The organism is Actinomycetospora sp. CA-053990, from assembly GCF_050948445.1.
GTDB lineage: Bacteria > Actinomycetota > Actinomycetes > Mycobacteriales > Pseudonocardiaceae > Actinomycetospora > Actinomycetospora callitridis.
In genome coordinates this window covers 5,606,907-5,626,725 of the sequence record NZ_CP192043.1, presented here as the reverse complement: position 1 = coordinate 5,626,725, position 19,819 = coordinate 5,606,907, and the positions used below count along the sequence as shown (strand labels likewise).

Sequence of the window (19,819 nt, the reverse complement as noted above, 5' to 3'; positions counted from 1 at the left end):
ACGGGTGCTCATCGCGGCGGTGTAGCTCAGTCGGTAGAGCAAACGGCTCATAATCGTTGTGTCGCCGGTTCAAGTCCGGCCACCGCTACCCAGGCGCCACGGGTTCGCCCGCGGCCGCTGCCACACCGTGACGAGAGGAACCTCCATGGCCACCACCGACGTTCGACCGAAGATCACGCTGGCCTGCGAGGAGTGCAAGAACCGCAACTACATCACCCGCAAGAACCGGCGGAACGACCCCGATCGTCTGACGATCAAGAAGTTCTGCCCGAACTGCGGCACGCACCGCGGTCACCGCGAGACCCGCTGACGCAGCCCTCCTCGTGCCGCTCGACGAGTCGTTCGTGGGCCGCTCGTGGCCCGCGGAGACCTACGAGGTCTCGCTGGAGAAGATCCGGGAGTTCGCGGTCGCCGTCGGCGCCGACGACCCGGTGCACCACGACCGCGACGCCGCCCGGGCCGCGGGCCACCCCGACGTCGTCGCCCCGACGACGTTCCCGGTGGTCTTCACCTGGCCCGCGACCCGGCGCGTCGTCGACGACCCCGCCCTCGGCCTGGACTTCACGCGTGTCATCCACCGCGACCAAGGATTCGAGGTGCGCCGTCCGGTCCACGCCGGCGACGTCGTGAGCAGCGTCGTGTCGGTCGACGAGATCCGCGAGCTCGCGGGCAACGACGTCATCACCTTCCGCTGCGACGTCACCGACGCCGACGGCGAGACCGTGGCGACGACCCGGGCCACCCTCGTCGGCCGCGCCGAGCCCGACGGTGGTGACGCGTGAGCGCCCTGTCCGACCTGTCGTCCGGCGACGCCCTCCCGGCGCGCACGGTGACGATCACCCGTGCCGACCTCGTGCGCTACGCCGCCGCGTCCGGCGACCAGAACCCGATCCACTGGAACGAGCGCGTCGCCCTCGAGGTGGGTCTGCCGGGCGTCATCGCCCACGGCATGTTCACGATGGCCCTCGCCGCGCGCTACGTCACCGACCTCGCCGACGACCCCGCCGCCGTCGTGTCGTTCTCGACCCGCTTCACCCGCCCGGTGGTCGTCCCCGACGACGACACCGGCGCCACCGTCGAGTTCGGCGGCAAGGCCGGCGACACCGCCGACGACGGCAGCCGCACGGTCACCGTGACGGCCACCCACGAGGGCAAGGGCGTCCTCGGCAAGGCCGTCGCCATCCTCCGCCCGGCCTGACCCGCGCCGGCGCCTCCCCCGCAGCGAACGGGTATCTCGCTGCTTCTACGCGCGCAAAGTCCCCGTTCGCGGCGGGCCGATCATCGCGTCGGCGCGAGCGAACGGGGAGTTCCGGCGCCTAGAAGCAGCGACATCCAGCTGAGCACGCCGATAGGGCGTTCGTTGCAACGCCCGGGACTCAGGCCGCCGCCGGCACGCCCAGGGTGGCGAGGACCGCGCGGGCGAGGGCCTCGGAGCCCAGGGCGTTGGGGTGCACCGGGAGCGCGGGGGCGGTGGGCACGAGGCCCTCGATCCAGCGCGTCCCGGGCAGCGTGCAGACGTCGTGGCCGACGGTCGGGGTGAAGGTGTCGACGTACGTCGCGTCGCCCTCGGCAGCGGCCTCGACGATCGTGTCGTTGAGGTGGCCGAGCACGCCGCGCAGGTACTCCACGTCGCCCGCGGTGTAGGGCACGACCGGGTAGCAGCCGGGGCCCTGGGCCGGCAGCACCGAGGGGTAGCCGACGAGCAGCACGCGGGCGTCCGGGGCGCGGGAGCCGACCTCGTCGAGGACGTCGTCGAGGCGCCCGGCGAGCGTGTCGATCCGCTGCTCGAGCTGGTCGGTGCCGCCGGCGGTCCAGCGGTCGCGGCACGGGGTGCCGAACGGCGTCGGGCTCACGCAGCTCTGGACGATCTCGCCGAAACCGATGTCGTTGCCGCCGATCCCGATGGTGACGAGCTGGGTGCCGGGTCCGAGCGCGTCGTACTGCGGCGGGTTCACCCCGCCCGAGGTCTGCTGCGGGGCGGCGAGGTCACGGGTCTGCGCGCCGCTGCAGCTCACGTCCGTCAGTCGGGCGCCGGAGCGCTCGGCGACGAGGTGCGGGTAGTTGTTCGCCGAGCGCAGGCAGCCCGGCGGGGGCCCGGCGATCGGACCGGTCAGCGGCGAGGCCGTGTAGGAGTCACCGAGCGCGACGTAGGCCTGCCCGGCGGTCGTCGGGGCGCCCATCGCCACGGGCGCGACGGCGAGTCCGAGGAGGCCGATGCCGAGGGCGACGAGCAGGCGCAGGACGACCGGACGACGCACCGGGGCTCCCTCGTGTCCGGGGTCCCGGCGGGACCGTCGCGGCGGATGATCGCGCGTCTCAGCGTGCCTCGGCCAACAGGTCGGCCATCCGGGTGACGCCGACACGCAGGTCCTCGTCCCCGAGGGCGTAGGAGAGCCGGAAGTAGCCGGGCGTCCCGAACGCCTCGCCCGGCACCACCGCCACCTCGGCGTGCTCCAGGATGAGCGCGGCGAGGTCGACGCTGGTCTGCGGGCGCTCGCCGCGCAGCTCGCGTCCGAGCAGGCCCGCCACCGACGGGTACGCGTAGAACGCGCCCTGGGGGGTCGGGCAGGTGATGCCGTCGATGCCCGAGAGCAGCTCGACGATCAGCCGGCGACGGCGGTCGAACGCCTCGCGCATCTCGGCGACCGCGTCGAGCGGGCCGGACACGGCCGCGAGCGCGGCGCGCTGGGCGACGTTGCAGACGTTCGAGGTCAGGTGCGACTGCATGTTGACGCCGGCCGCGACCACGTCGGCGGGCCCGATCATCCAGCCGACGCGCCACCCGGTCATGGCGTAGGTCTTGGCGACGCCGTTGAGCACCACGCAGCGGTCGGCGATCTCCGGCACGGCGACGGGCATCGACACGTGCTCGGCGCCGTCGTAGGTCAGGTGCTCGTAGATCTCGTCGGCGATCACCCAGACACCGTGCTCGGCGGCCCAGCGCCCGACGGCCTCGACGAGCGCGCGCGGCGCGACCGCACCCGTGGGGTTCGACGGCGAGCACCACAGCAGCGCCTTGGTGTTCGGCGTGCGCGCGGCCTCGAGGGCCTCGACGGTCGGCAGGAAGTCGGTGGACTCGTCGGTGCCCAGGACCACCGGCTCGCCGCCGGCCATGCGCACGGCCTCGGGGTAGGTCGTCCAGTACGGCGCGGGCAGCAGGACCTCGTCGCCCGGGTCGATCAGCGTCGCGAAGGCCTCGAACACGGCCTGCTTGCCGCCGTTGGTGATCAGCACCTGGCGCGCCTCGACCTGCCAGCCCGAGTCCCGCGCGGTCTTGGTCGCGACCGCGTCGCGCAGCTCGGGGAGCCCGGCGGCCGGGGAGTAGCGGTGGTTCTTGGGGTCCGAGCACGCCGCGATCGCCGCGTCCACCACCGGCTGCGGGGTGGGGAAGTCGGGCTCGCCGGCGCCGAAGCCGATGACCGGCCGGCCGGCCGCCTTGAGGGCCTTCGCCTTCGCGTCCACGGCCAGCGTGGCCGACTCCGCGATCCCGCCCACGCGGGCCGAGATCCGGCGGTCGGTCGCGGTGGACTGGAGCGAGGTCACCGATGCCATGCCCCAGATATTGACAGACAGCAGCGACCGCGTTCCCGGCCAGGTCCCGCCGTGGCCAGGGGTCGGGGCGCTGCTCCCGTGGGTCGTTGCGTACCATCGATGGTCGGGACGGTTCGTCCGTCGTCCCCGCGCGTCCGTCGGCGTGCCGGGAACGACGTCGCATCGTCCGGGCGGGTCCCCGGGTCCGCCACAGGGGCGTAGCTCAATTGGCAGAGCAGCGGTCTCCAAAACCGCAGGTTGCAGGTTCAAGTCCTGTCGCCCCTGCACTACACGACAACGGGCCCGCCGGCCGGCGGGACGGTGGACGAGGACGGTGAGGACGGCCCCGTGAGCGAGGACAGCAGCCGACGTCGGCGCGCGAGCGACGACGACGAGGCGCGTCCGGTCACCGCCGCCGGCCGTCGACGGCGGGCCTCCGGCGACGGTGCCGGAGACGCCGCGGACACCGGCACGTCACGGCGTCCCGGCGGCAAGGGCACGGCCACCCCCACGCGCGACCGGGCGCAGGCCGAGCCGGAGGGCTCGCTCATCACGCGCCTGCGCCGGTTCCTGCGCGAGGTCGTGGCCGAGCTCCGCAAGGTCCACTGGCCGACCCGACGGCAGATCGTGGTCTACACGTTCGTCGTCCTCGTGTTCGTGGCGTTCATGGTGTCCCTGGTGGCGGGCCTCGACTGGGTGTTCGCCAAGGCCGTGTTCGCCCTCTTCGGCTGACCGTTCCGCGAGCGGCCGGCCGGGCACCTCCGCGGTGCCCGCCGTGCAAAGGAAGTGAGACAGAAGTGACCTCCGCAGGATCCGGCGCAGACTCCGAGACCACCACCCCCGACGGCGGCGAGCCCGAGCTCGTCGGTGAAGCCCGCACGCGTGGCGTCATGGTGCGTGAGGGCAGTGGGACGTACGGGGACCTCAGCACCGAGGAGAACCCGGCGACGCTCGACGACGCCGCGGTGGCGCGCGCCGGCCAGGAGGCCCGCGAGGCCGCCGAGGACGCCGACGACGAGAGCGCCGAGGTCGACGCCGAGGCCGAGCTGCGCGCCGCGCGCGCCGCCCTGGGCGGCCCCGCCGACGAGGACGACTCCGACCTCCCCGTGGAGTCGGCGGGCACCGGCGACCTCGCCGCGCGCGCCGACACCGAGGACGACCCGGTCGTCGACGAGACGCCCGTCGAGGAGCCCGCCGCCGAGGTCGAGGAGGAGGAGGTCGACCCGGCGCAGGCCCTCAAGGACTCGCTGCGTCTGGCCCCCGGCGACTGGTACGTCGTGCACTCCTACGCGGGCTACGAGAACAAGGTGAAGGCCAACCTCGAGACCCGTGTCCAGACGCTGGACGTCGAGGAGTTCATCTTCCAGGTCGAGGTGCCCACCGAGGAGGTCACCGAGATCAAGAACGGGCAGCGCAAGCAGGTCCAGCGCAAGGTGCTGCCCGGCTACATCCTCGTGCGGATGGACCTCAACGACGCCTCGTGGAGCGCCGTGCGCAACACGCCGGGCGTCACCGGCTTCGTCGGGGCCACCTCGCGCCCGTCGCCGCTGACCCTCGACGAGGTCGTCAAGTTCCTCCTGCCGCGCCAGGAGACGCCGAAGAAGGCCAAGGGTGCCGACAAGTCGGGCACCGAGTCCTTCGGCGCCAAGCCCGCCGTCGAGGTCGACTTCGAGGTCGGCGAGTCGGTCACCGTCATGGACGGCCCGTTCGCGACGCTGCCCGCCAGCATCTCCGAGGTCAACGTCGACGCCCAGAAGCTGAAGGTGCTCGTCTCGATCTTCGGCCGCGAGACCCCGGTCGAGCTCGGGTTCAACCAGGTCTCCAAGATTTAAGGCACCACCCAGCACAACGCAGTAGAGGAATCCGATGCCCCCGAAGAAGAGGCGACTCTCCGCAGTCGTCAAGCTGCAGATCAACGCCGGCGCGGCCACGCCGGCCCCGCCCGTCGGCCCGGCCCTGGGTCAGCACGGCGTGAACATCATGGAGTTCTGCAAGGCCTACAACGCCGCCACCGAGGCGCAGCGTGGTCAGGTCGTGCCGGTGGAGATCTCGGTCTACGAGGACCGGTCCTTCACCTTCGAGCTCAAGACCCCGCCGGCGGCCAAGCTGCTGCTCGCCGCGGCCGGCGTGAAGTCCGGCTCCGCGACGCCGCACAGCAAGAAGGTCGGGTCGGTCACCGCGGACCAGGTCCGCGAGATCGCCCAGACCAAGATGGCCGACCTCAACGCGAACGACCTCGACCAGGCGTCGAAGATCATCGCCGGCACCGCCCGGTCGATGGGTCTGACCGTCGCAGACTGAGAAGTTGACCCGCGCCGACACGGTCGGCGACACGTGGGAGGGCGGCGCAGCCCTGACCACCACTGATCCATCAGGACAAGGACAGACATGAAGCGCAGCAAGGCCTATCAGAACGCCGCCGAGAAGGTGGACTTCGACAAGCTCTACGCCCCGCTCGAGGGCATCGAGCTCGCCCGGGAGACGTCGCCGACGTCGATGGACGCGACCGTCGAGGTCGCCATGCGCCTGGGTGTCGACCCGCGCAAGGCCGACCAGATGGTCCGCGGCACCGTCAACCTGCCGCACGGCACCGGCAAGACCGCCCGCGTCATCGTGTTCGCCACCGGCGACAAGGCGCGCGAGGCCGAGTCGGCCGGCGCCGACGTCGTGGGGTCGGACGACCTCATCGAGCGCATCCAGGGCGGCTGGCTCGACTTCGACGCCGCCGTCGCCGCACCCGACCAGATGGCCAAGGTCGGCCGCGTGGCCCGCATCCTCGGCCCCCGCGGGCTCATGCCGAACCCGAAGACCGGCACGGTCACCCCGGACGTCGCCCGCGCGGTCGGCGACATCAAGGGCGGCAAGGTGAACTTCCGCGTCGACAAGCAGGCCAACCTGCACCTGATCATCGGCAAGGCGAGCTTCGACGTCGAGAAGCTCGTCGAGAACTACGGCGCCGCGCTCGACGAGATCCTGCGCGTGAAGCCGTCGGCCGCGAAGGGCCGCTACGTCAAGAAGATCACCGTCACCACGACGATGGGCCCGGGCATCCCGGTCGACCCGAACCGCACGCGCAACCTGCTCACCGCCGAGGCCTGAGCAGGGACCCCCGTACCGGTGAGCGGTGGGAGCGCGACGTAGGAGCGCTCCCACCGCATCACTCGGTGCGGTCGGGTTACCGCACCCTGCTGCGCGGGGTGCCCCGAGGCTCCGCGTAGACTCCACACCAGATCGAACCCCGATCCACCCGAGACCGCTGGTCTCCGCCCGGCCCCTCCTGGGGGTCCGAGCGGACGAAGGCCCCACGAGGGGCGTCCCGCGCAGGAGGACGAGGGCAGCGAGTCCGCCGGGCCCCGCCCGTGCGTCACCTCCACGCCCCGTGCGCCTGCGCACGGGGCGTTCGTCGTCCCGGGCCCCGCACACCGCGGTCGCCCGAGTACGCAGAGAGGAGGCGCGCATGGCTACAGAGACCGAGAGGCCTCCGAACGCCGACAAGGTGGCTGCTGTCGCCGAGATCGCCGCGGAGTTCCGCGACGCGTCGGCGATGGTCGTCACCGAGTACCGCGGCCTGTCGATGAAGCAGATCTCGCAGCTGCGGCGTTCGCTGGGCTCGGACGTCACCTACACGGTCGCGAAGAACACGCTGGTCAAGCGGGCTGCCGCCGACGCCGGGGTCGAGGGTCTCGACGACCTGCTCGTCGGCCCGACGGCCATCGCGTTCGTCAGCGGGGAGCCGGTGGACGCCGCCAAGGCGCTCCGCGACTTCCAGCGCGACAACAAGGCCCTGGTCGTCAAGGGCGGCTACATGGAGGGCCGCGCGCTCTCCGCCGTCGAGGTCACCCAGCTCGCGGACCTCGAGTCCCGCGAGGTGCTGCTGGGCAAGCTGGCCGGCGCCATGAAGGGCAACCTCACGAAGGCCGCCCAGCTGTTCAGCGCCCCGGCCTCGCAGGTCGCGCGTCTCGCGCAGGCCCTGCAGGACAAGCGGGCCGCCGAGGGCACCTCGAGCACCGAGGAGGCCGTCGCGGCGGTCGAGTCCGCCGACGCCGAGGCCGCCACCGAGGCCCCTGCCGAGAACACCGAGACCGCCGACGCCTGAGCACGGCCGGTCCTGTCCCATCACTGATCATTCTTTAGGAGCCACCATGGCGAAGATGTCCACCGACGAGCTGCTCGACGCCTTCAAGGACATGACCCTGATCGAGCTCTCCGAGTTCGTGAAGAAGTTCGAGGAGGTCTTCGAGGTCACCGCGGCGGCGCCGGTCGCCGCGGCGGCCGCCCCGGCCGCCGGCGGTGCCGCCGCCCCGGTCGAGGAGGAGAAGGACGAGTTCAACGTCGTCCTCGAGGGCGCCGGCGACAAGAAGATCCAGGTCATCAAGGTCGTCCGCGAGGTCGTCTCGGGCCTGGGCCTCAAGGAGGCCAAGGAGCTCGTCGAGAGCGCCCCGAAGCCGATCCTCGAGGGCGTCAACAAGGAGGCCGCCGACGCGGCCAAGGCCAAGCTCGAGGAGGCCGGCGCCAAGATCAGCCTGACCTGATCTCGGCGCGCACGAGCGCTGCACGGAACGTACGGGGCGGGGACCGGTCGGTCCCCGCCCCGTCGTCGTCTCCGGGTCCGTCAAGCCCGCGTCCGGGCGTCGCCGGAGCGGGTGGTGCGGCACACAACGATGCGTCGGCCGGCAGCGATCAGTCCACCGAACGCGTGAAGCGGACCGCTCGTCGCCACCCGTGCGGCGCAAGCACCGGTCGTGTCCGGTCGATCACGACCCGGCGTCTGCCCAACTTTGCGCGTGAGTAACCTCCCGCAGAACCCCGTCGTTGTAGACGTGACGCCCCTCTCGCGGGGTGCCGGCCACATGACGTCGGTGACACAGCGGGCGCACATCAGGTCGACACGACGACGACAGTGGGAGGACTCCGATGGCGGGCGTCGAGGTCGGGATCAAGAACCTCTCGAAGTCCTTCGGCAGCTCCAACATCTGGTCCGACGTCACGCTGACGCTGCCGGCCGGTGAGGTGAGTGTCCTGCTCGGCCCGTCGGGTACCGGTAAGTCGGTGCTCCTGAAGTCGATCATCGGACTGCTGAAGCCCGAGAAGGGCTCGATCTTCATCCACGACACCGACCTGGTGCGGTGCTCGGAGTCGAAGCTCTACGAGATCCGGAAACTGTTCGGGGTGCTGTTCCAGGACGGCGCGCTGTTCGGTTCCATGAACATCTTCGACAACATCGCCTTCCCCCTGCGTGAGCACACCCGCAAGGGCGAGAAGGAAATCTCCGACATCGTCATGGAGAAGCTCGACCTGGTCGGGCTCGGCGGCGCGGAGGACAAGCTCCCCGGCGAGATTTCCGGCGGCATGAAGAAGCGCGCCGGGCTGGCCCGCGCGCTGGTGCTCGACCCCGAGATCATCCTGGTCGACGAGCCCGACTCCGGCCTGGACCCGGTGCGCACGGCGTACCTGAACCAGCTGATCGTCGACCTCAACGCCCAGCTCGACGCGACGATCCTCATCGTCACCCACCACCTCGGGACGGCGCGCTCGCTGCCGGACAACATCGGGATGCTGTTCCGCAAGAACCTGGTGATGTTCGGCCCGCGCGAGGTGCTGCTGACCTCCGAGGAGCCCGTGGTCCAGCAGTTCCTCCAGGGTCGGCGCATCGGCCCGATCGGCATGTCCGAGGAGAAGGACTCGGCCCAGATGGAGGCCGAGATGGAGGAGCTGAAGAAGAAGGGCGGCGCGGCGGAGTCCGAGGAGTCCTTCATCGACCCGCAGCTCGAGGTCAGCGAGGGCGTGCCCGAGCGCAAGGCGGTGCAGCGGCGCAAGGACCGCGTCATGCAGGTCCTGCACACCCTGCCGCCCAAGGCGCAGACGGCGATCCTCGAGCAGCTCACCGAGGAGGACCAGGAGCGCTACGGCATCTCCCGGGACCAGGACCGCACCGAGCTCATCGAGATCACCCGCAACAACCCGCCCGAGGACGCCGACCCGTTCGGCTACCAGGCCATGGCCGAGGCCGAGGACAACTCGATGGTCGAGGACTCCCCGGCCGGCGAGGGCGAGGGCGAGGGCGAGCAGGCCGGCAGCGGCGACCCCGACGCGGACGCCGAGGCCCGCAAGGCCGCGCCCGCGCCGCCGGAGTCCGACGAGCCCCTCGTGGGCGTCCCCGCCGACGAGGACGCCGGCGGCACCGTCGTGCTGCCCCAGGCGGGGGAGCACACGAAGGAGGGCGACGAGCAGTCCGACGAGAGCGGCGCCGGGTCCTCCGACCAGCAGACGACCGAGCAGTCCTCGGACCAGCAGGACTCCGGCCAGCAGGACTCCGGCCAGCAGGACTCCGGCCAGGACCGCGACGACGACCCGCCGACCGAGCAGTTCCAGGCCGTCCGGGACGACTCCGGCCAGGACCAGGGCGGCCAGCAGCAGGACCAGCGGACCGAACAGGTCGCCACCGCCGGAGCGGCGGGCGCCGCCGGTGCCGCCGCGGCCGTGTCCTCCGACGACGCCCAGACCACCGGACGCCACCACTGGCGCGGCGAGGACGCCGGTGCCCCGGCCGATCAGGGCGGCGACCAGGGTGTCGCCGGCCTGGTCCCCATGGCTGCCCGTCCGGCGCGCGAGGACGGCGGCGAGCAGCAGGACCAGGGTCAGCCGCAGGGTCAGGGCCAGCAGCAGGGTCAGGGCCAGCAGGGCGCCCGCAGCGGCCGCGAGTCCGAGCGCTCGGGCTGGGCCCAGCCGAACGCCGGCCAGGACGCCGCCCCCGACCCCCAGGGCGAGACGACGAACGACCCGCCCGCCGAGGGTGGGCCGGGGTCCCCGCAACAGGCCCCGCCGGGCAACGAGTCGTCCGGTGACGTTCCGCGTGGCCGCGAGGACGACGACAGCAAGCTCGGCGGTCTGCGTCGCATGTTCCGGCGGAGCGGCTCGTGAGCAACCGTCTCGCGACCGGGAACTTCCCCGGCGCCGGCGCGCTCACCGCGACCGGGAAGATGTTCGCCCTCGGCCTCGACGTGATCGTCGGGATCTTCCAGCGGCCGTTCCAGACCCGCGAGTTCATCGACCAGTGCTGGTTCATCTCCCGCGTCTGCATCCTCCCCGCGGCGCTGGTGTCGATCTCCTTCGGCTCGGTCATCTCGCTGCAGCTGGGGTCGCTGATCCGGCAGTTCGGTGCCCAGTCGTTCTCCGGCGCGGCGAGCACGCTGGCGGTCATCCAGCAGGCGGCTCCCGTCATCTGCGCGCTCCTCGTGGCCGGGGCCGGCGGATCGGCCATCTGCGCCGACCTCGGCGCCCGCACCATCCGCGAGGAGATCGACGCGATGGAGGTGCTGGGCATCAACCCGATCCAGCGCCTGGTGGTGCCCCGGGTGCTCGCCTCGATCCTCGTGTCGGCGCTGCTCTTCGGCCTCGTCTCGATCGTCGGTGTCGCCGGCGGCTACTACTTCAACGTGGTCCTGCAGGGCGTCACCCCGGGCGCCTACGTGCAGGGCTTCTCCGCCCTGTCGAAGCCGACCGACCTCCTGGTCGGCTTCGTCAAGGCCGCCCTGTTCGGGCTGGCCGCCGGAATCGTCGCCGCCTTCCGCGGCCTCAACCCCGCCGGCGGGCCGAAGGGCGTGGGCGACGCCGTCAACCAGGCCGTCGTCATCACGTTCATCCTGCTGTTCGCGATCAACGTGATCGTGACGGCCGTGTACCTCAACCTCGTTCCCCCGACCAAGTTCTGACCAGCTCGACGTTCTGACCGCCGCTCCCCAGGCCAGGAATCGATGACGATCACTTCACGCGCACGTCGTGCCGCCAGCGCGCCGCTCGGTGTCCTCGACACCCTCGGCGACCAGGCGTCCTTCTACGCGCGCACCATCGGCTGGATCCCCAAGTCGGTGACCCGCTACCAACGCGAGGTCCTGAGGCTCCTGACCGAGGTGGCCTTCGGGTCGGGCGCGCTCGCCCTCATCGGCGGCACCGTCGTCATCGTCGCCACGCTGACCTTCTTCACCGGCTCGGTGGTCGGCCTGCAGAGCTACTCGGCGCTGAACCAGATCGGCACCTCGGCGTTCTCCGGCTTCGTCACCGCGTACTTCAACACCCGCGAGGTCGCGCCGCTGGTCTCCGCGCTGGCGCTGTCCGCGACGGTCGGCGCCGGCTTCACCGCCCAGCTCGGCGCGCAGCGGGTCTCGGAGGAGATCGACGCCCTCGAGGTCATGGCGGTGCCGTCGCTGCCGTTCCTCGTCACCACCCGCGTCGTCGCCGGCTTCATCGCGGTCATCCCGCTCTACGTCATCGGCCTGGTGGCCTCGTACCTCGCGGCGCGCCTGCTGGTCACGAACTTCTACACGCAGTCGCCGGGTACGTACGACCACTACTTCAACCTGTTCCTGCCGCCGCAGGACGTCATGTACTCCTTCGGCAAGGTGCTGGTCTTCGCCCTGGTGATCATCCTCGTGCACTGCTTCTACGGCTACAACGCCAGCGGCGGGCCGGCCGGCGTGGGTGTCGCGGTGGGCAACGCGGTGCGGAACTCGATCGTCATCTTCTCGGTCCTCGACAACCTGCTGACCCTGGCCATCTGGGGCACGACGACCTCGATCAGGATCGCCGGGTGAGCGCGCCGACGCAGGACACGGAGCGCGACGACCAGGGTCCGCAGCTCAAGGACAAGCGGCCTCCGCTCAGCCCGATCCGCCGCCGGTCGATGGGCGTCGCGCTCATCCTGGTGATGCTGCTGATCGTCGGGCTGTGCCTGGCGAACTTCAACAAGGTGTTCAAGCCGACCGAGACCGTCTACCTGCGCACGGCGACGGTGGGCAACCAGCTCTCCAAGCAGGGCGACGTGAAGGTCCGCGGCGTCATCGTCGGCGAGATCACCTCGATCGACAGCGACGGCTCGGGCGCGGTCATCGAGATGGCGATGAGCCCCGACTTCCTGCCGACCATCCCGAGCAACACGACGGCGACGCTCATCCCGAAGACGCTGTTCGGCGAGCGCTACGTGTCGCTGTCGATCCCGCCGGACGCGAGCCCCCGCCCGCTCCAGGAGGGCGACACCATCGCGCAGGACCGGTCGTCGAACGCGACGGAGACCGAGCAGGTGCTCAACAACCTGCTCCCGGTGCTCACCGCGGTCCAGCCGGAGAAGCTCTCGGACACCCTGGGTGCGGTCTCGCAGGCCCTGTCGGGCCGCGGCGAGCAGCTCGGCAACACGCTGGTGCTGCTCAACCAGTACGTCGAGGGCCTCAACCCGTCGCTGCCCGACCTCCAGGCCAACCTGCGGGCGCTGGCGCCGACGGCGGACATCTACAACCAGGCCTCGCCGGACCTGATCCTCGCGCTCGACAACCTCGTCACCACGAGCCGGACCCTGGTCGAGGAGCGCGCGGCGTTCGAGTCGACCTTCCGCACGGTGACGTCGGCGTCCGACACGACGACGGCCTTCCTGGCCGCCAACCGCGAGAACATCATCGAGCTGGCCGCCACGTCGCGGCCGATCCTCGAGCTCCTGGCGCGGTACAGCTCGGAGTTCCCGTGCCTGTTCCAGCAGCTCACCGACGTGACGCCCCAGATCAACAACGTGCTCAGCCCGACGACCGGGGTGCTCATCGAAGCCGAGCTCACGATCGACAACGGCAAGTACGTGCCGGGCGAGCAGCCGCAGTACCTCGACACCCGCGGCCCGCGTTGCTACCAGATCGAGGGCCAGGCCCCGCAGTTCCCGCCCGGCGGACCGATCCGGGACGGGTCGACCCCGCCCGATCCCTCGCGGGCCACGCAGGACGCCTACGCGGGCGGCGAGGGCGGCGAGATCGACGCGGAGTCGCAGACCGGTGACGACTCGCCGGCATCGGCCCGGGGCGGCGGCCGGACCGAGGGGCAGTCAGCCCCCGGCCGTGTCGACGGCGCCAACATCGGCCTGCCCAACACCCCCAACTCACCCGAGGAGCGCCAGCTGGTGACCGAGGTGACCGCGATGCAGATGGGCGTCACCCCGTCGCAGGTGCCCTCCTTCGCCCCGTACCTCAGCGCGGCGACGCTGCGCGGAGCCCAGGCGGAGTTCCGATGAGGGGGCTCGCGGCGCCGCTGATCAAGCTGGCGATCTTCACCGTCGTCACCGTGCTGTCGGTGGCCGTGCTGCTCACGGCCGTCCAGAACTCGTACTTCGGCAGCACCGAGGACTACAAGGCGCGCTTCACCGACGCCTCGGGACTCATCGCGGGCAGCGACGTGCGCATCGCCGGGGTCCGGGTCGGCCAGGTGACCGACGTGCAGCTGGTCGACCGCGACACCGCGGAGGTCTCCTTCAAGGTCGACGAGGTCCGCAAGCTGCCGGTCGGCTCGATCTTCTCGATCAAGTACCAGAACCTCGTCGGCCAGCGGTACCTCGAGGTCGCCCGCGGCAACGGGCCGATGAACGCGATGCTGCGGCCCGGCGCGACCATCCCGGTGAACCAGACGCGCCCGCCGCTGAACCTCACCGTGGTGTTCAACGGCTTCAAGCCGCTGTTCCAGGCGCTGAACCCGGCCGACATCAACCAGCTGTCGTTCGAGATCATCCAGGTGCTCCAGGGCGAGGGCGGCACGGTCAACTCCCTGCTGGCCCGCACCGCGTCGCTGACGTCGACCATCGCGGACCGCGATGCCGTGATCGGCTCGCTGATCACGAACCTGAACACGGTCCTCGACACGGTCAACGCCCGTGACGAGCGGCTGTCCGGTCTCATCGTGTCGCTCCAGCAGCTGGTCAGCGGCCTCGCCGCCGATCGCGTCCGGATCGGCGAGACCCTGCAGCCGATCGCCGACCTGACCACCACGACGGCCGGCCTCCTCGACGAGGCACGCCCGCCGCTGCGCGACGACATCGTCCAGCTCGGCCGGCTCTCGGCCAACCTCAACGACAACCGGGACCTCGTGGAGCGATTCCTGCGCCTGACCCCGCAGAAGGCCAACAACTTCGGGCGGGCCGGCAGCTACGGCTCCTGGTTCAACTTCTACCTCTGCGCGGTGGGCGGGACGATCAGTTTCGATCCGCTCCCCCTTCCCCCGATCGACGCTGGCTCCCTGATCCAACTCCCGGATACGGCGAACCGATGCAACGGATGAAGCCGTTCCGCAAGCGGAACCCCCTGCCGATCGGCGCGGCCAGCCTCGCCATCCTGCTGCTGCTCACCGCGGCGTCCCTGAACATCCGGGACCTTCCCCTCATCGGGCAGGGCCCGACCTACTCGGCGCGCTTCAGCGAGTCGGCCGGTGTGCAGCCCGACGACGACGTCCGCATCGCGGGCATCCGGATCGGGACGGTCACCGACCTCGAGCTGGACGGCAAGGACGTCGTCATCTCGTTCAAGGCGCCGGACGCCTGGGTCGGCGACCGCACCTCGGCGTCGATCGAGATCAAGACCGTGCTCGGGCAGAAGTACATCAACCTCGAGCCCGCCGGCGAGGCGCCGCTCGACCCCGACGCGTCGATCCCCCGGGAGCGCACGCGGGCGCCGTTCGACGTCATCCAGGCCTTCTCGCAGCTCTCGACGACCGTCGAGGACCTCGACACCGACCAGCTCGGTCAGAGCCTTGGCGTCCTGTCCGAGACGCTCGATGGCGCCGCCGGTCCGGTCCGCGGGGCGCTAGACGGTCTGAGCCGACTCTCGCGCACCATCTCCTCGCGCGATCAGGAGCTGGCCCGTCTGCTCGCCAACACCCGGACGACCACCCAGGTGCTGGCCGATCGGGACGCCGAGGTCGAACGGCTGATCAACGACGGCAACCTGCTGCTCGGCGAGCTGCGGGCCCGCAAAGCGGCGATCGACAACCTCCTGACCGGCACGATCGCGCTGTCCCAGCAGCTGCGTGGGCTGGTGGCCGACAACGAGGCGACGCTGCGGCCGACCCTCGAGCAGCTCGACGGCGTGCTCTCCACGCTCGAGGAGAACTCGGCGAACCTGGAGAACGGCCTGCGGCTGCTGGCGCCGTTCGCCCGGGTCTTCGCCAACGTCGTCGGCAACGGGCGCTGGTTCGACGCCTACATCTGCAACCTCGACCCGCCGGGCGACCAGAATTGCGACCCGGGCTCGAGCCTCGACCCGGCGAGCTTGGCCGGGTTGTTCAACCCGGCGCTGCTGCAGCAGATCCTGCAGAACGCGCTCGCCCAGATACTCGGTCCGATCGATCTGACAAATCTGCCTGCGGTGATCTCCGGGCTGAGTCCCGCCCAGCTCGCCCAGCTCCAAGCCCTCCTGGGCGGCGGCCTGACACCGCAACAGTTGCAGATTCTCTTCCCGAACGGAGTGCCCGACGTGAACGCGCTGACCCAGGCGCTGGCGCCCGACGCCGGCGGAGGGCTGCTCCCCGGCGCGGACCCGACGCCCGGCGCCGCGGGCGGCGAAGGCGGAGGCAATTGATGTCGAACCGCATCGCGACGTTCCTCGAGAGCGCCGCCCGGACGCTCGCTGTGGCGCTGGTGCTCGCGCTCCTGGCCACGGCAGGGCTCTGGTACGCGTTGCAGCGCGGGAGCCAGCGCACCGTCACCGCGTACTTCGAGAACACCGTCGGCCTCTACACCCAGAACGAGGTGACGATCCAGGGCATCCCGGTCGGTTCGGTCGACGAGATCGTCCCGCAGGGCGACGTCGTCCGCGTCACCCTCAAGGTCGACAATGACGCGCCCGTCATGGCGAACCCGCAGGCCGTCATCGTCGCCCCGACGCTGGTCAGCGACCGGTACGTCCAGCTCGGCCCGACCTACGAGGGTGGGCCACAGCTCGCGGACGGCGCCATCATCCCGGTGGAGAAGACGGCCACGCCCGTCGAGCTCGACCGCGTCTACCAGAGCCTCGACACCATCGCCCGGTCCCTCGGCCCCAACGGCGCGAACCGGGCCGGTGCGCTCAACCAGCTGCTCCGCTCCTCCGCGGGCGCTCTCGGGGGCAACGGTGAGCTGCTCAAGAGCACGATCACCGAGCTCGGTGGCGCCGTGGGCACCCTGGCCGACAACCGCGACAACCTGTTCGCGACGGTCGACAACCTCGGCCAGTTCACGAACATGCTCGCCCGCAACGACGGCGCCGTCCGCGACCTGAACAACCAGCTCGCCGACATCTCGGCGTTCCTCGCCTCGGAGCGCGGCAACCTCTCCACGGTGCTCGCGACGCTGCCGCCGGCCCTGGACGACGTGGCCCGCTTCATCCGCGACAACCGCGACATCCTGCGGACCGACGTCCGGAAGCTGGCGAACATCACCGACATCCTCGTGCGCCAGCGCCGGGCGGTCACCGAGTTCACCAACGTGGCGCCGCTGGCCCTGGGCAACCTCACGAACTCGTACAACGCCCGCTCCGGGACGCTCGACGTGCGTCCCGTCCTCGCTCCGGAGCTCCTCGGCGCCGGGCTCGATCCGCGGGCGCTGATCTGCAGCCTGCTCGTGAACCAGCCGGGGCTGCCGGACGTCCTGGCGGGGCCTGCCGACCCCGTGCTCACCCAGGTGGCGCGGGCCTCGACGGTCTGCGGGGCCCTGCTGGGCGGCACGAACGCCGCCGGCGAGGTCGTCGGGAACTCGGCCCTGGGCCTGTCGCTCGCGCCGATCAAGAACCTGCTGAACCTCCTGAACACCCAGCCGTCGTTGAACGCGCTCGTGCCCGTCACGGCGTTGCCGGACGCCGCAGCACCGGCAGGCGCAGCCGGCGCCGACGGTGGCGCATCACAGCCGGGAGCCGGTGGTGCCGACGGGGCTCCGGGCGAGGCGACGCCCACCGAGCCCGGCAGCGGGATCCTCGGCTTCGAGACCGTCGGAGGTGGCCAGTGAGCGCCCCGCAGGAAGGGTCGACGACCCCGCCGCGCCGCACCCGGTTGGCGGCACTCATGGTCGTGGCGCTCTTCGCGCTGACCGGGTGCGGGTTGCAGTCCCTCCAGGACCTCCCGCTGCCCGGCGGCGCCGCGCTCGGCCCCGAGCCCTACGTGGTGACGGCGCAGTTCACCAACGTCGTCGACCTCGTGCCGAACAACAGCGTCCGCGTCAACGACGTCCCCGTCGGCGTCGTCCGGGAGGTCTCGCTCGCTCCGGACGGCTGGACCGCCCAGGTCACGGTCGAGGTCAACGGCGCGGTCGTCCTGCCGGCCAACGCCACGGCCCGCCTGCGTCAGACCAGCCTCCTCGGCGAGAAGTTCGTCGAGCTCTTGCCGTCGCCCACGGACCCCCCGCAGGGCCGCCTGGCCGCAGGCGCGGTGATCCCGGCCGACCGCACCGACGTCGGTGCGCAGGTCGAGGAGGTGCTCGGGGCGCTGTCGCTGCTGCTCAACGGCGGCGGCGTCGAGAAGGTCCAGACGATCGCCCGCGAGCTCAACGCGGCGACGACGGGCAACGAGGCCCAGCTGCGGTCCCTGCTGCAGAACCTCGACCAGTTCGTGGGCACGCTGGACCGGCAGAAGGCCGACATCGTGCGGGCGATCGACTCCCTGGAGCGGCTCAGCCGCACCTTGGTCGACCAGCGGGCGCGGATCGCGAACGTCATCGACAACCTCGGCCCGGGTCTCGACGTGCTCAACCAGCAGCGGGGCCTGCTCGTCGGCACACTGCAGTCGCTGAACCGGCTCTCCGACGTCGGTACGGACGTGATCCGGCGCAGCCAGGCCAACACGGTGGCCGACCTGCGGGCGCTGCAGCCGATCCTGCGCAACCTCGTCGAGGCGGGGGACGCACTGCCGGGCTCGCTCCAGATCCTGCTGACGATCCCGTTCGCGGACAACTCGCTCAACGTCATCAAGGGCGACTTCGCGAACATCGACGTCAGCCTCCAGATCAACCTCCGGGACCTGCTCACCACCATCCTCAACAGCCCCGAGGTCCCCGGCGTGGACGCGATCTTCAAGTTGCTCCAGCCGCCGGGCACGACGCCGGTGGCCGGGGACGCGGCCGCAGGAGGAGCAGGCGCCCGAGGGTCGACGAACACGCCTGGTCTGGTTCCCCAGCTGCCCGGTCTCGGCGGAGGTAACGACGGATGATCGGCACCAAGACCCTGCGGCTGGTGGCGCTGTTCGCCGTCATCTCGATCGTCGGCATCGTCTATGTCGGCCTGCGCTACGTCGGCGCCGACTCGCTGATCGGCCTCGGCCCGTACACGGCCAAGGTCGAGCTGGCGGACTCCGGCGGTATCTTCCCCGACGCCTCGGTGAGCTACCGCGGCGTCGAGATCGGCAAGGTCGGGGACATGCGGGTCACCCCGCAGGGACTCCAGGTCGATCTCGAGATCGAGCAGGACGCCCCGCCCGTGCCCACCTCGTCCATGGCGGTGATCGCCAACCGGTCCGCGGTCGGCGAGCAGTACGTGGACCTCCAGCCGCCGAACGACCGCGGTCCCTACCTCGACGAGGACTCGGTCATCCCGATCTCGCAGACGCGGACCCCGGTGCCGGTCGACCAGCTGCTCGCCGACGTCAACGCCCTGGCGACGTCGGTCCCGCTGCCCGAGCTGCGGACCACCGTCGACGAGCTCTTCAACGCGTTCGACCGGGCCGGTCCGGACCTGCAGCGCCTGCTCGACTCGAGCAACGCGCTGATCCCCGACGCGATCGCCAACCTGCCGCAGACGCGCCAGCTGCTGCGCGACGGGCGGATCGTGCTGACCACCCAGAGCCAGCTCGGGCCGCAGATCACGTCGTTCAGCCGCGACCTGCAGCTGTTCACGGCGCAGCTCAAGGCCGATGACCCCAACCTGCGCCGGCTCGTCAGGGCGGCCCCGCCGGCCGCCCAGCAGCTCGAGGGGCTGATCCGCGACGTCGGACCGGACCTCAGCCGCACGATCGCCAACCTGCTGACGATCACCCGGATCATCGAGCCGCGTCTCGCGGGAGTCGAGCAAATCCTCGTGACGTACCCGGCGCTGTCGGCGGCGGCCCCGTCCGTCCTCAAGGACGCCGAGGACCCCGGCCCGGACGGGCGGGTGCACTTCGGTCTCGTGCTGAACATCGCCGATCCGCCGTACTGCACCAACGGCTATCTGCAGCCCGACGCCGGCTGGCGTCCGGCGACGGCCAAGGACTTCATCCCCATGGACACCAGCGTCCGTTGTGCCGAGGCGCCGCCCGTCAATGTCCGCGGGGCCCAGAACCTGCCCGCGCCGTTCAACTCGGAGAACCCTGGTAACCCCGCCGACGCCGGGGGGACGGGCCAGTCGCAGAATGAGCAGCAGGACTCCACCGCGCTGGCCTCTCTGCCCGCTGGCGGAGTCCTGGAGGGCAGCGAGCGCGGCGCACCGCCGGTGATCATCCCGGGGCTGGGCGACTGACCCCGACGCACGACCCCGCCGGGCGCTCCCCG

Annotated in this window: 19 protein-coding genes, 2 tRNA genes and 1 pseudogene; 20 read left to right on the top strand and 2 right to left on the bottom strand. The window is 71.2% G+C overall.

All coding sequences use genetic code 11. The features are described from left to right. The first annotated feature begins 15 nt into the window (after positions 1 to 15). The 4 genes from ACQPYN_RS28640 to ACQPYN_RS28625 all read left to right on the top strand — a co-directional run bounded on the left by ACQPYN_RS28640 (position 16) and on the right by ACQPYN_RS28625 (position 1,198). A tRNA-Met gene (locus ACQPYN_RS28640) sits at positions 16 to 88 on the top strand. A gap of 57 nt (positions 89 to 145) precedes the next feature. Beyond that, positions 146 to 310: a 50S ribosomal protein L33 gene (rpmG, locus tag ACQPYN_RS28635; RefSeq protein ID WP_274190796.1), complete on the top strand. Its 165-nt coding sequence runs from the start codon at positions 146 to 148 to the stop codon at positions 308 to 310. Between the two features lie 13 nt (positions 311 to 323). After that, positions 324 to 782: an FAS1-like dehydratase domain-containing protein gene (locus ACQPYN_RS28630; protein WP_433030156.1), complete on the top strand. Its 459-nt coding sequence runs from the start codon at positions 324 to 326 to the stop codon at positions 780 to 782. After that, positions 779 to 1,198 (top strand): MaoC family dehydratase, encoded by a 420-nt coding sequence (locus tag ACQPYN_RS28625; protein ID WP_433030154.1) that lies wholly within the window; start codon positions 779 to 781, stop codon positions 1,196 to 1,198. Before ACQPYN_RS28630 ends, ACQPYN_RS28625 begins: the two co-directional genes overlap by 4 nt. Positions 1,199 to 1,376: 178 nt before the next feature. Here ACQPYN_RS28625 and ACQPYN_RS28620 read toward each other — a convergent pair whose 3' ends face one another. After that, the gene (locus ACQPYN_RS28620) at positions 1,377 to 2,258 is read right to left on the bottom strand and encodes an SGNH/GDSL hydrolase family protein (protein ID WP_433030152.1); all 882 of its coding nucleotides are present in this window, start codon (positions 2,256 to 2,258) and stop codon (positions 1,377 to 1,379) included. Positions 2,259 to 2,316: 58 nt separating this feature from the next. Beyond that, entirely contained in the window at positions 2,317 to 3,552 is a 1,236-nt protein-coding gene (locus tag ACQPYN_RS28615; RefSeq protein ID WP_433030150.1) for a pyridoxal phosphate-dependent aminotransferase, read from the bottom strand. Between the two features lie 191 nt (positions 3,553 to 3,743). Between ACQPYN_RS28615 and ACQPYN_RS28610 the strand changes: the two genes are divergently transcribed. The 16 genes and pseudogenes from ACQPYN_RS28610 (at position 3,744) to ACQPYN_RS28535 (ending at position 19,787) form a co-directional block, all read left to right on the top strand. Then, a tRNA-Trp gene (locus ACQPYN_RS28610) sits at positions 3,744 to 3,816 on the top strand. A gap of 63 nt (positions 3,817 to 3,879) precedes the next feature. Then, complete coding sequence (gene secE / locus ACQPYN_RS28605) at positions 3,880 to 4,263, top strand: preprotein translocase subunit SecE (RefSeq protein WP_433030148.1); 384 nt, start codon at positions 3,880 to 3,882, stop codon at positions 4,261 to 4,263. A 158-nt stretch (positions 4,264 to 4,421) separates the two neighbouring features. Further along, entirely contained in the window at positions 4,422 to 5,363 is a 942-nt protein-coding gene (nusG, locus tag ACQPYN_RS28600) for a transcription termination/antitermination protein NusG (protein WP_433039091.1), read from the top strand. 34 nt (positions 5,364 to 5,397) lie between these two features. Then, positions 5,398 to 5,832 (top strand): 50S ribosomal protein L11, encoded by a 435-nt coding sequence (gene rplK, locus ACQPYN_RS28595; RefSeq protein ID WP_274194369.1) that lies wholly within the window; start codon positions 5,398 to 5,400, stop codon positions 5,830 to 5,832. Between the two features lie 87 nt (positions 5,833 to 5,919). Further along, on the top strand, positions 5,920 to 6,630 hold the full coding sequence (rplA, locus tag ACQPYN_RS28590) for a 50S ribosomal protein L1 (RefSeq protein WP_274190788.1): 711 nt from the start codon (positions 5,920 to 5,922) through the stop codon (positions 6,628 to 6,630). A 358-nt stretch (positions 6,631 to 6,988) separates the two neighbouring features. After that, complete coding sequence (gene rplJ, locus ACQPYN_RS28585; RefSeq protein ID WP_433030145.1) at positions 6,989 to 7,627, top strand: 50S ribosomal protein L10; 639 nt, start codon at positions 6,989 to 6,991, stop codon at positions 7,625 to 7,627. A gap of 46 nt (positions 7,628 to 7,673) precedes the next feature. Next, positions 7,674 to 8,063, top strand: coding sequence for a 50S ribosomal protein L7/L12 (gene rplL / locus ACQPYN_RS28580; RefSeq protein WP_274190786.1), 390 nt, complete (start codon positions 7,674 to 7,676; stop codon positions 8,061 to 8,063). 382 nt (positions 8,064 to 8,445) lie between these two features. Next, positions 8,446 to 9,444: pseudogene (locus tag ACQPYN_RS28575) on the top strand (ABC transporter ATP-binding protein); the annotation flags it as partial. 1,067 nt (positions 9,445 to 10,511) lie between these two features. Next, positions 10,512 to 11,243 carry an MlaE family ABC transporter permease gene (locus ACQPYN_RS28570; RefSeq protein WP_274194709.1) on the top strand — a complete coding sequence of 244 codons (732 nt, stop codon included), beginning with the start codon at positions 10,512 to 10,514 and terminating at the stop codon, positions 11,241 to 11,243. A 42-nt stretch (positions 11,244 to 11,285) separates the two neighbouring features. Then, positions 11,286 to 12,122: an MlaE family ABC transporter permease gene (locus ACQPYN_RS28565; RefSeq protein WP_274194366.1), complete on the top strand. Its 837-nt coding sequence runs from the start codon at positions 11,286 to 11,288 to the stop codon at positions 12,120 to 12,122. Beyond that, the gene (locus ACQPYN_RS28560; RefSeq protein WP_433030142.1) at positions 12,119 to 13,576 is read left to right on the top strand and encodes an MCE family protein; all 1,458 of its coding nucleotides are present in this window, start codon (positions 12,119 to 12,121) and stop codon (positions 13,574 to 13,576) included. The genes ACQPYN_RS28565 and ACQPYN_RS28560 overlap by 4 nt, the downstream gene beginning before the upstream one ends. Then, on the top strand, positions 13,573 to 14,613 hold the full coding sequence (locus ACQPYN_RS28555; protein ID WP_433030140.1) for an MCE family protein: 1,041 nt from the start codon (positions 13,573 to 13,575) through the stop codon (positions 14,611 to 14,613). Before ACQPYN_RS28560 ends, ACQPYN_RS28555 begins: the two co-directional genes overlap by 4 nt. Next, entirely contained in the window at positions 14,601 to 15,908 is a 1,308-nt protein-coding gene (locus ACQPYN_RS28550) for an MCE family protein (RefSeq protein ID WP_433030138.1), read from the top strand. The genes ACQPYN_RS28555 and ACQPYN_RS28550 overlap by 13 nt, the downstream gene beginning before the upstream one ends. Further along, positions 15,908 to 17,308, top strand: a complete 1,401-nt coding sequence (locus ACQPYN_RS28545; protein ID WP_433030136.1) for an MCE family protein — start codon at positions 15,908 to 15,910, stop codon at positions 17,306 to 17,308. The genes ACQPYN_RS28550 and ACQPYN_RS28545 overlap by 1 nt, the downstream gene beginning before the upstream one ends. Continuing rightward, positions 17,305 to 18,504: an MCE family protein gene (locus tag ACQPYN_RS28540; RefSeq protein WP_433030134.1), complete on the top strand. Its 1,200-nt coding sequence runs from the start codon at positions 17,305 to 17,307 to the stop codon at positions 18,502 to 18,504. Before ACQPYN_RS28545 ends, ACQPYN_RS28540 begins: the two co-directional genes overlap by 4 nt. After that, positions 18,501 to 19,787, top strand: coding sequence for an MCE family protein (locus ACQPYN_RS28535; protein ID WP_433030132.1), 1,287 nt, complete (start codon positions 18,501 to 18,503; stop codon positions 19,785 to 19,787). The genes ACQPYN_RS28540 and ACQPYN_RS28535 overlap by 4 nt, the downstream gene beginning before the upstream one ends. The last annotated feature ends 32 nt before the right edge of the window (positions 19,788 to 19,819 follow it).

Coding starts and splice junctions, on each gene's coding strand:
- rplL (WP_274190786.1), top strand. CDS start 7,674: ATGGCGAAGATGTCCACCGACGAGCTGCTCGACGCCTTCAAGGACATG.
- rpmG (WP_274190796.1), top strand. CDS start 146: ATGGCCACCACCGACGTTCGACCGAAGATCACGCTGGCCTGCGAGGAG.
- ACQPYN_RS28565 (WP_274194366.1), top strand. CDS start 11,286: ATGACGATCACTTCACGCGCACGTCGTGCCGCCAGCGCGCCGCTCGGT.
- ACQPYN_RS28570 (WP_274194709.1), top strand. CDS start 10,512: ATGTTCGCCCTCGGCCTCGACGTGATCGTCGGGATCTTCCAGCGGCCG.
- rplA (WP_274190788.1), top strand. CDS start 5,920: ATGAAGCGCAGCAAGGCCTATCAGAACGCCGCCGAGAAGGTGGACTTC.
- nusG (WP_433039091.1), top strand. CDS start 4,422: ATGGTGCGTGAGGGCAGTGGGACGTACGGGGACCTCAGCACCGAGGAG.
- ACQPYN_RS28615 (WP_433030150.1), bottom strand. CDS start 3,552: ATGGCATCGGTGACCTCGCTCCAGTCCACCGCGACCGACCGCCGGATC.
- ACQPYN_RS28555 (WP_433030140.1), top strand. CDS start 13,573: ATGAGGGGGCTCGCGGCGCCGCTGATCAAGCTGGCGATCTTCACCGTC.
- ACQPYN_RS28535 (WP_433030132.1), top strand. CDS start 18,501: ATGATCGGCACCAAGACCCTGCGGCTGGTGGCGCTGTTCGCCGTCATC.
- ACQPYN_RS28545 (WP_433030136.1), top strand. CDS start 15,908: ATGTCGAACCGCATCGCGACGTTCCTCGAGAGCGCCGCCCGGACGCTC.
- ACQPYN_RS28550 (WP_433030138.1), top strand. CDS start 14,601: ATGCAACGGATGAAGCCGTTCCGCAAGCGGAACCCCCTGCCGATCGGC.
- rplJ (WP_433030145.1), top strand. CDS start 6,989: ATGGCTACAGAGACCGAGAGGCCTCCGAACGCCGACAAGGTGGCTGCT.
- rplK (WP_274194369.1), top strand. CDS start 5,398: ATGCCCCCGAAGAAGAGGCGACTCTCCGCAGTCGTCAAGCTGCAGATC.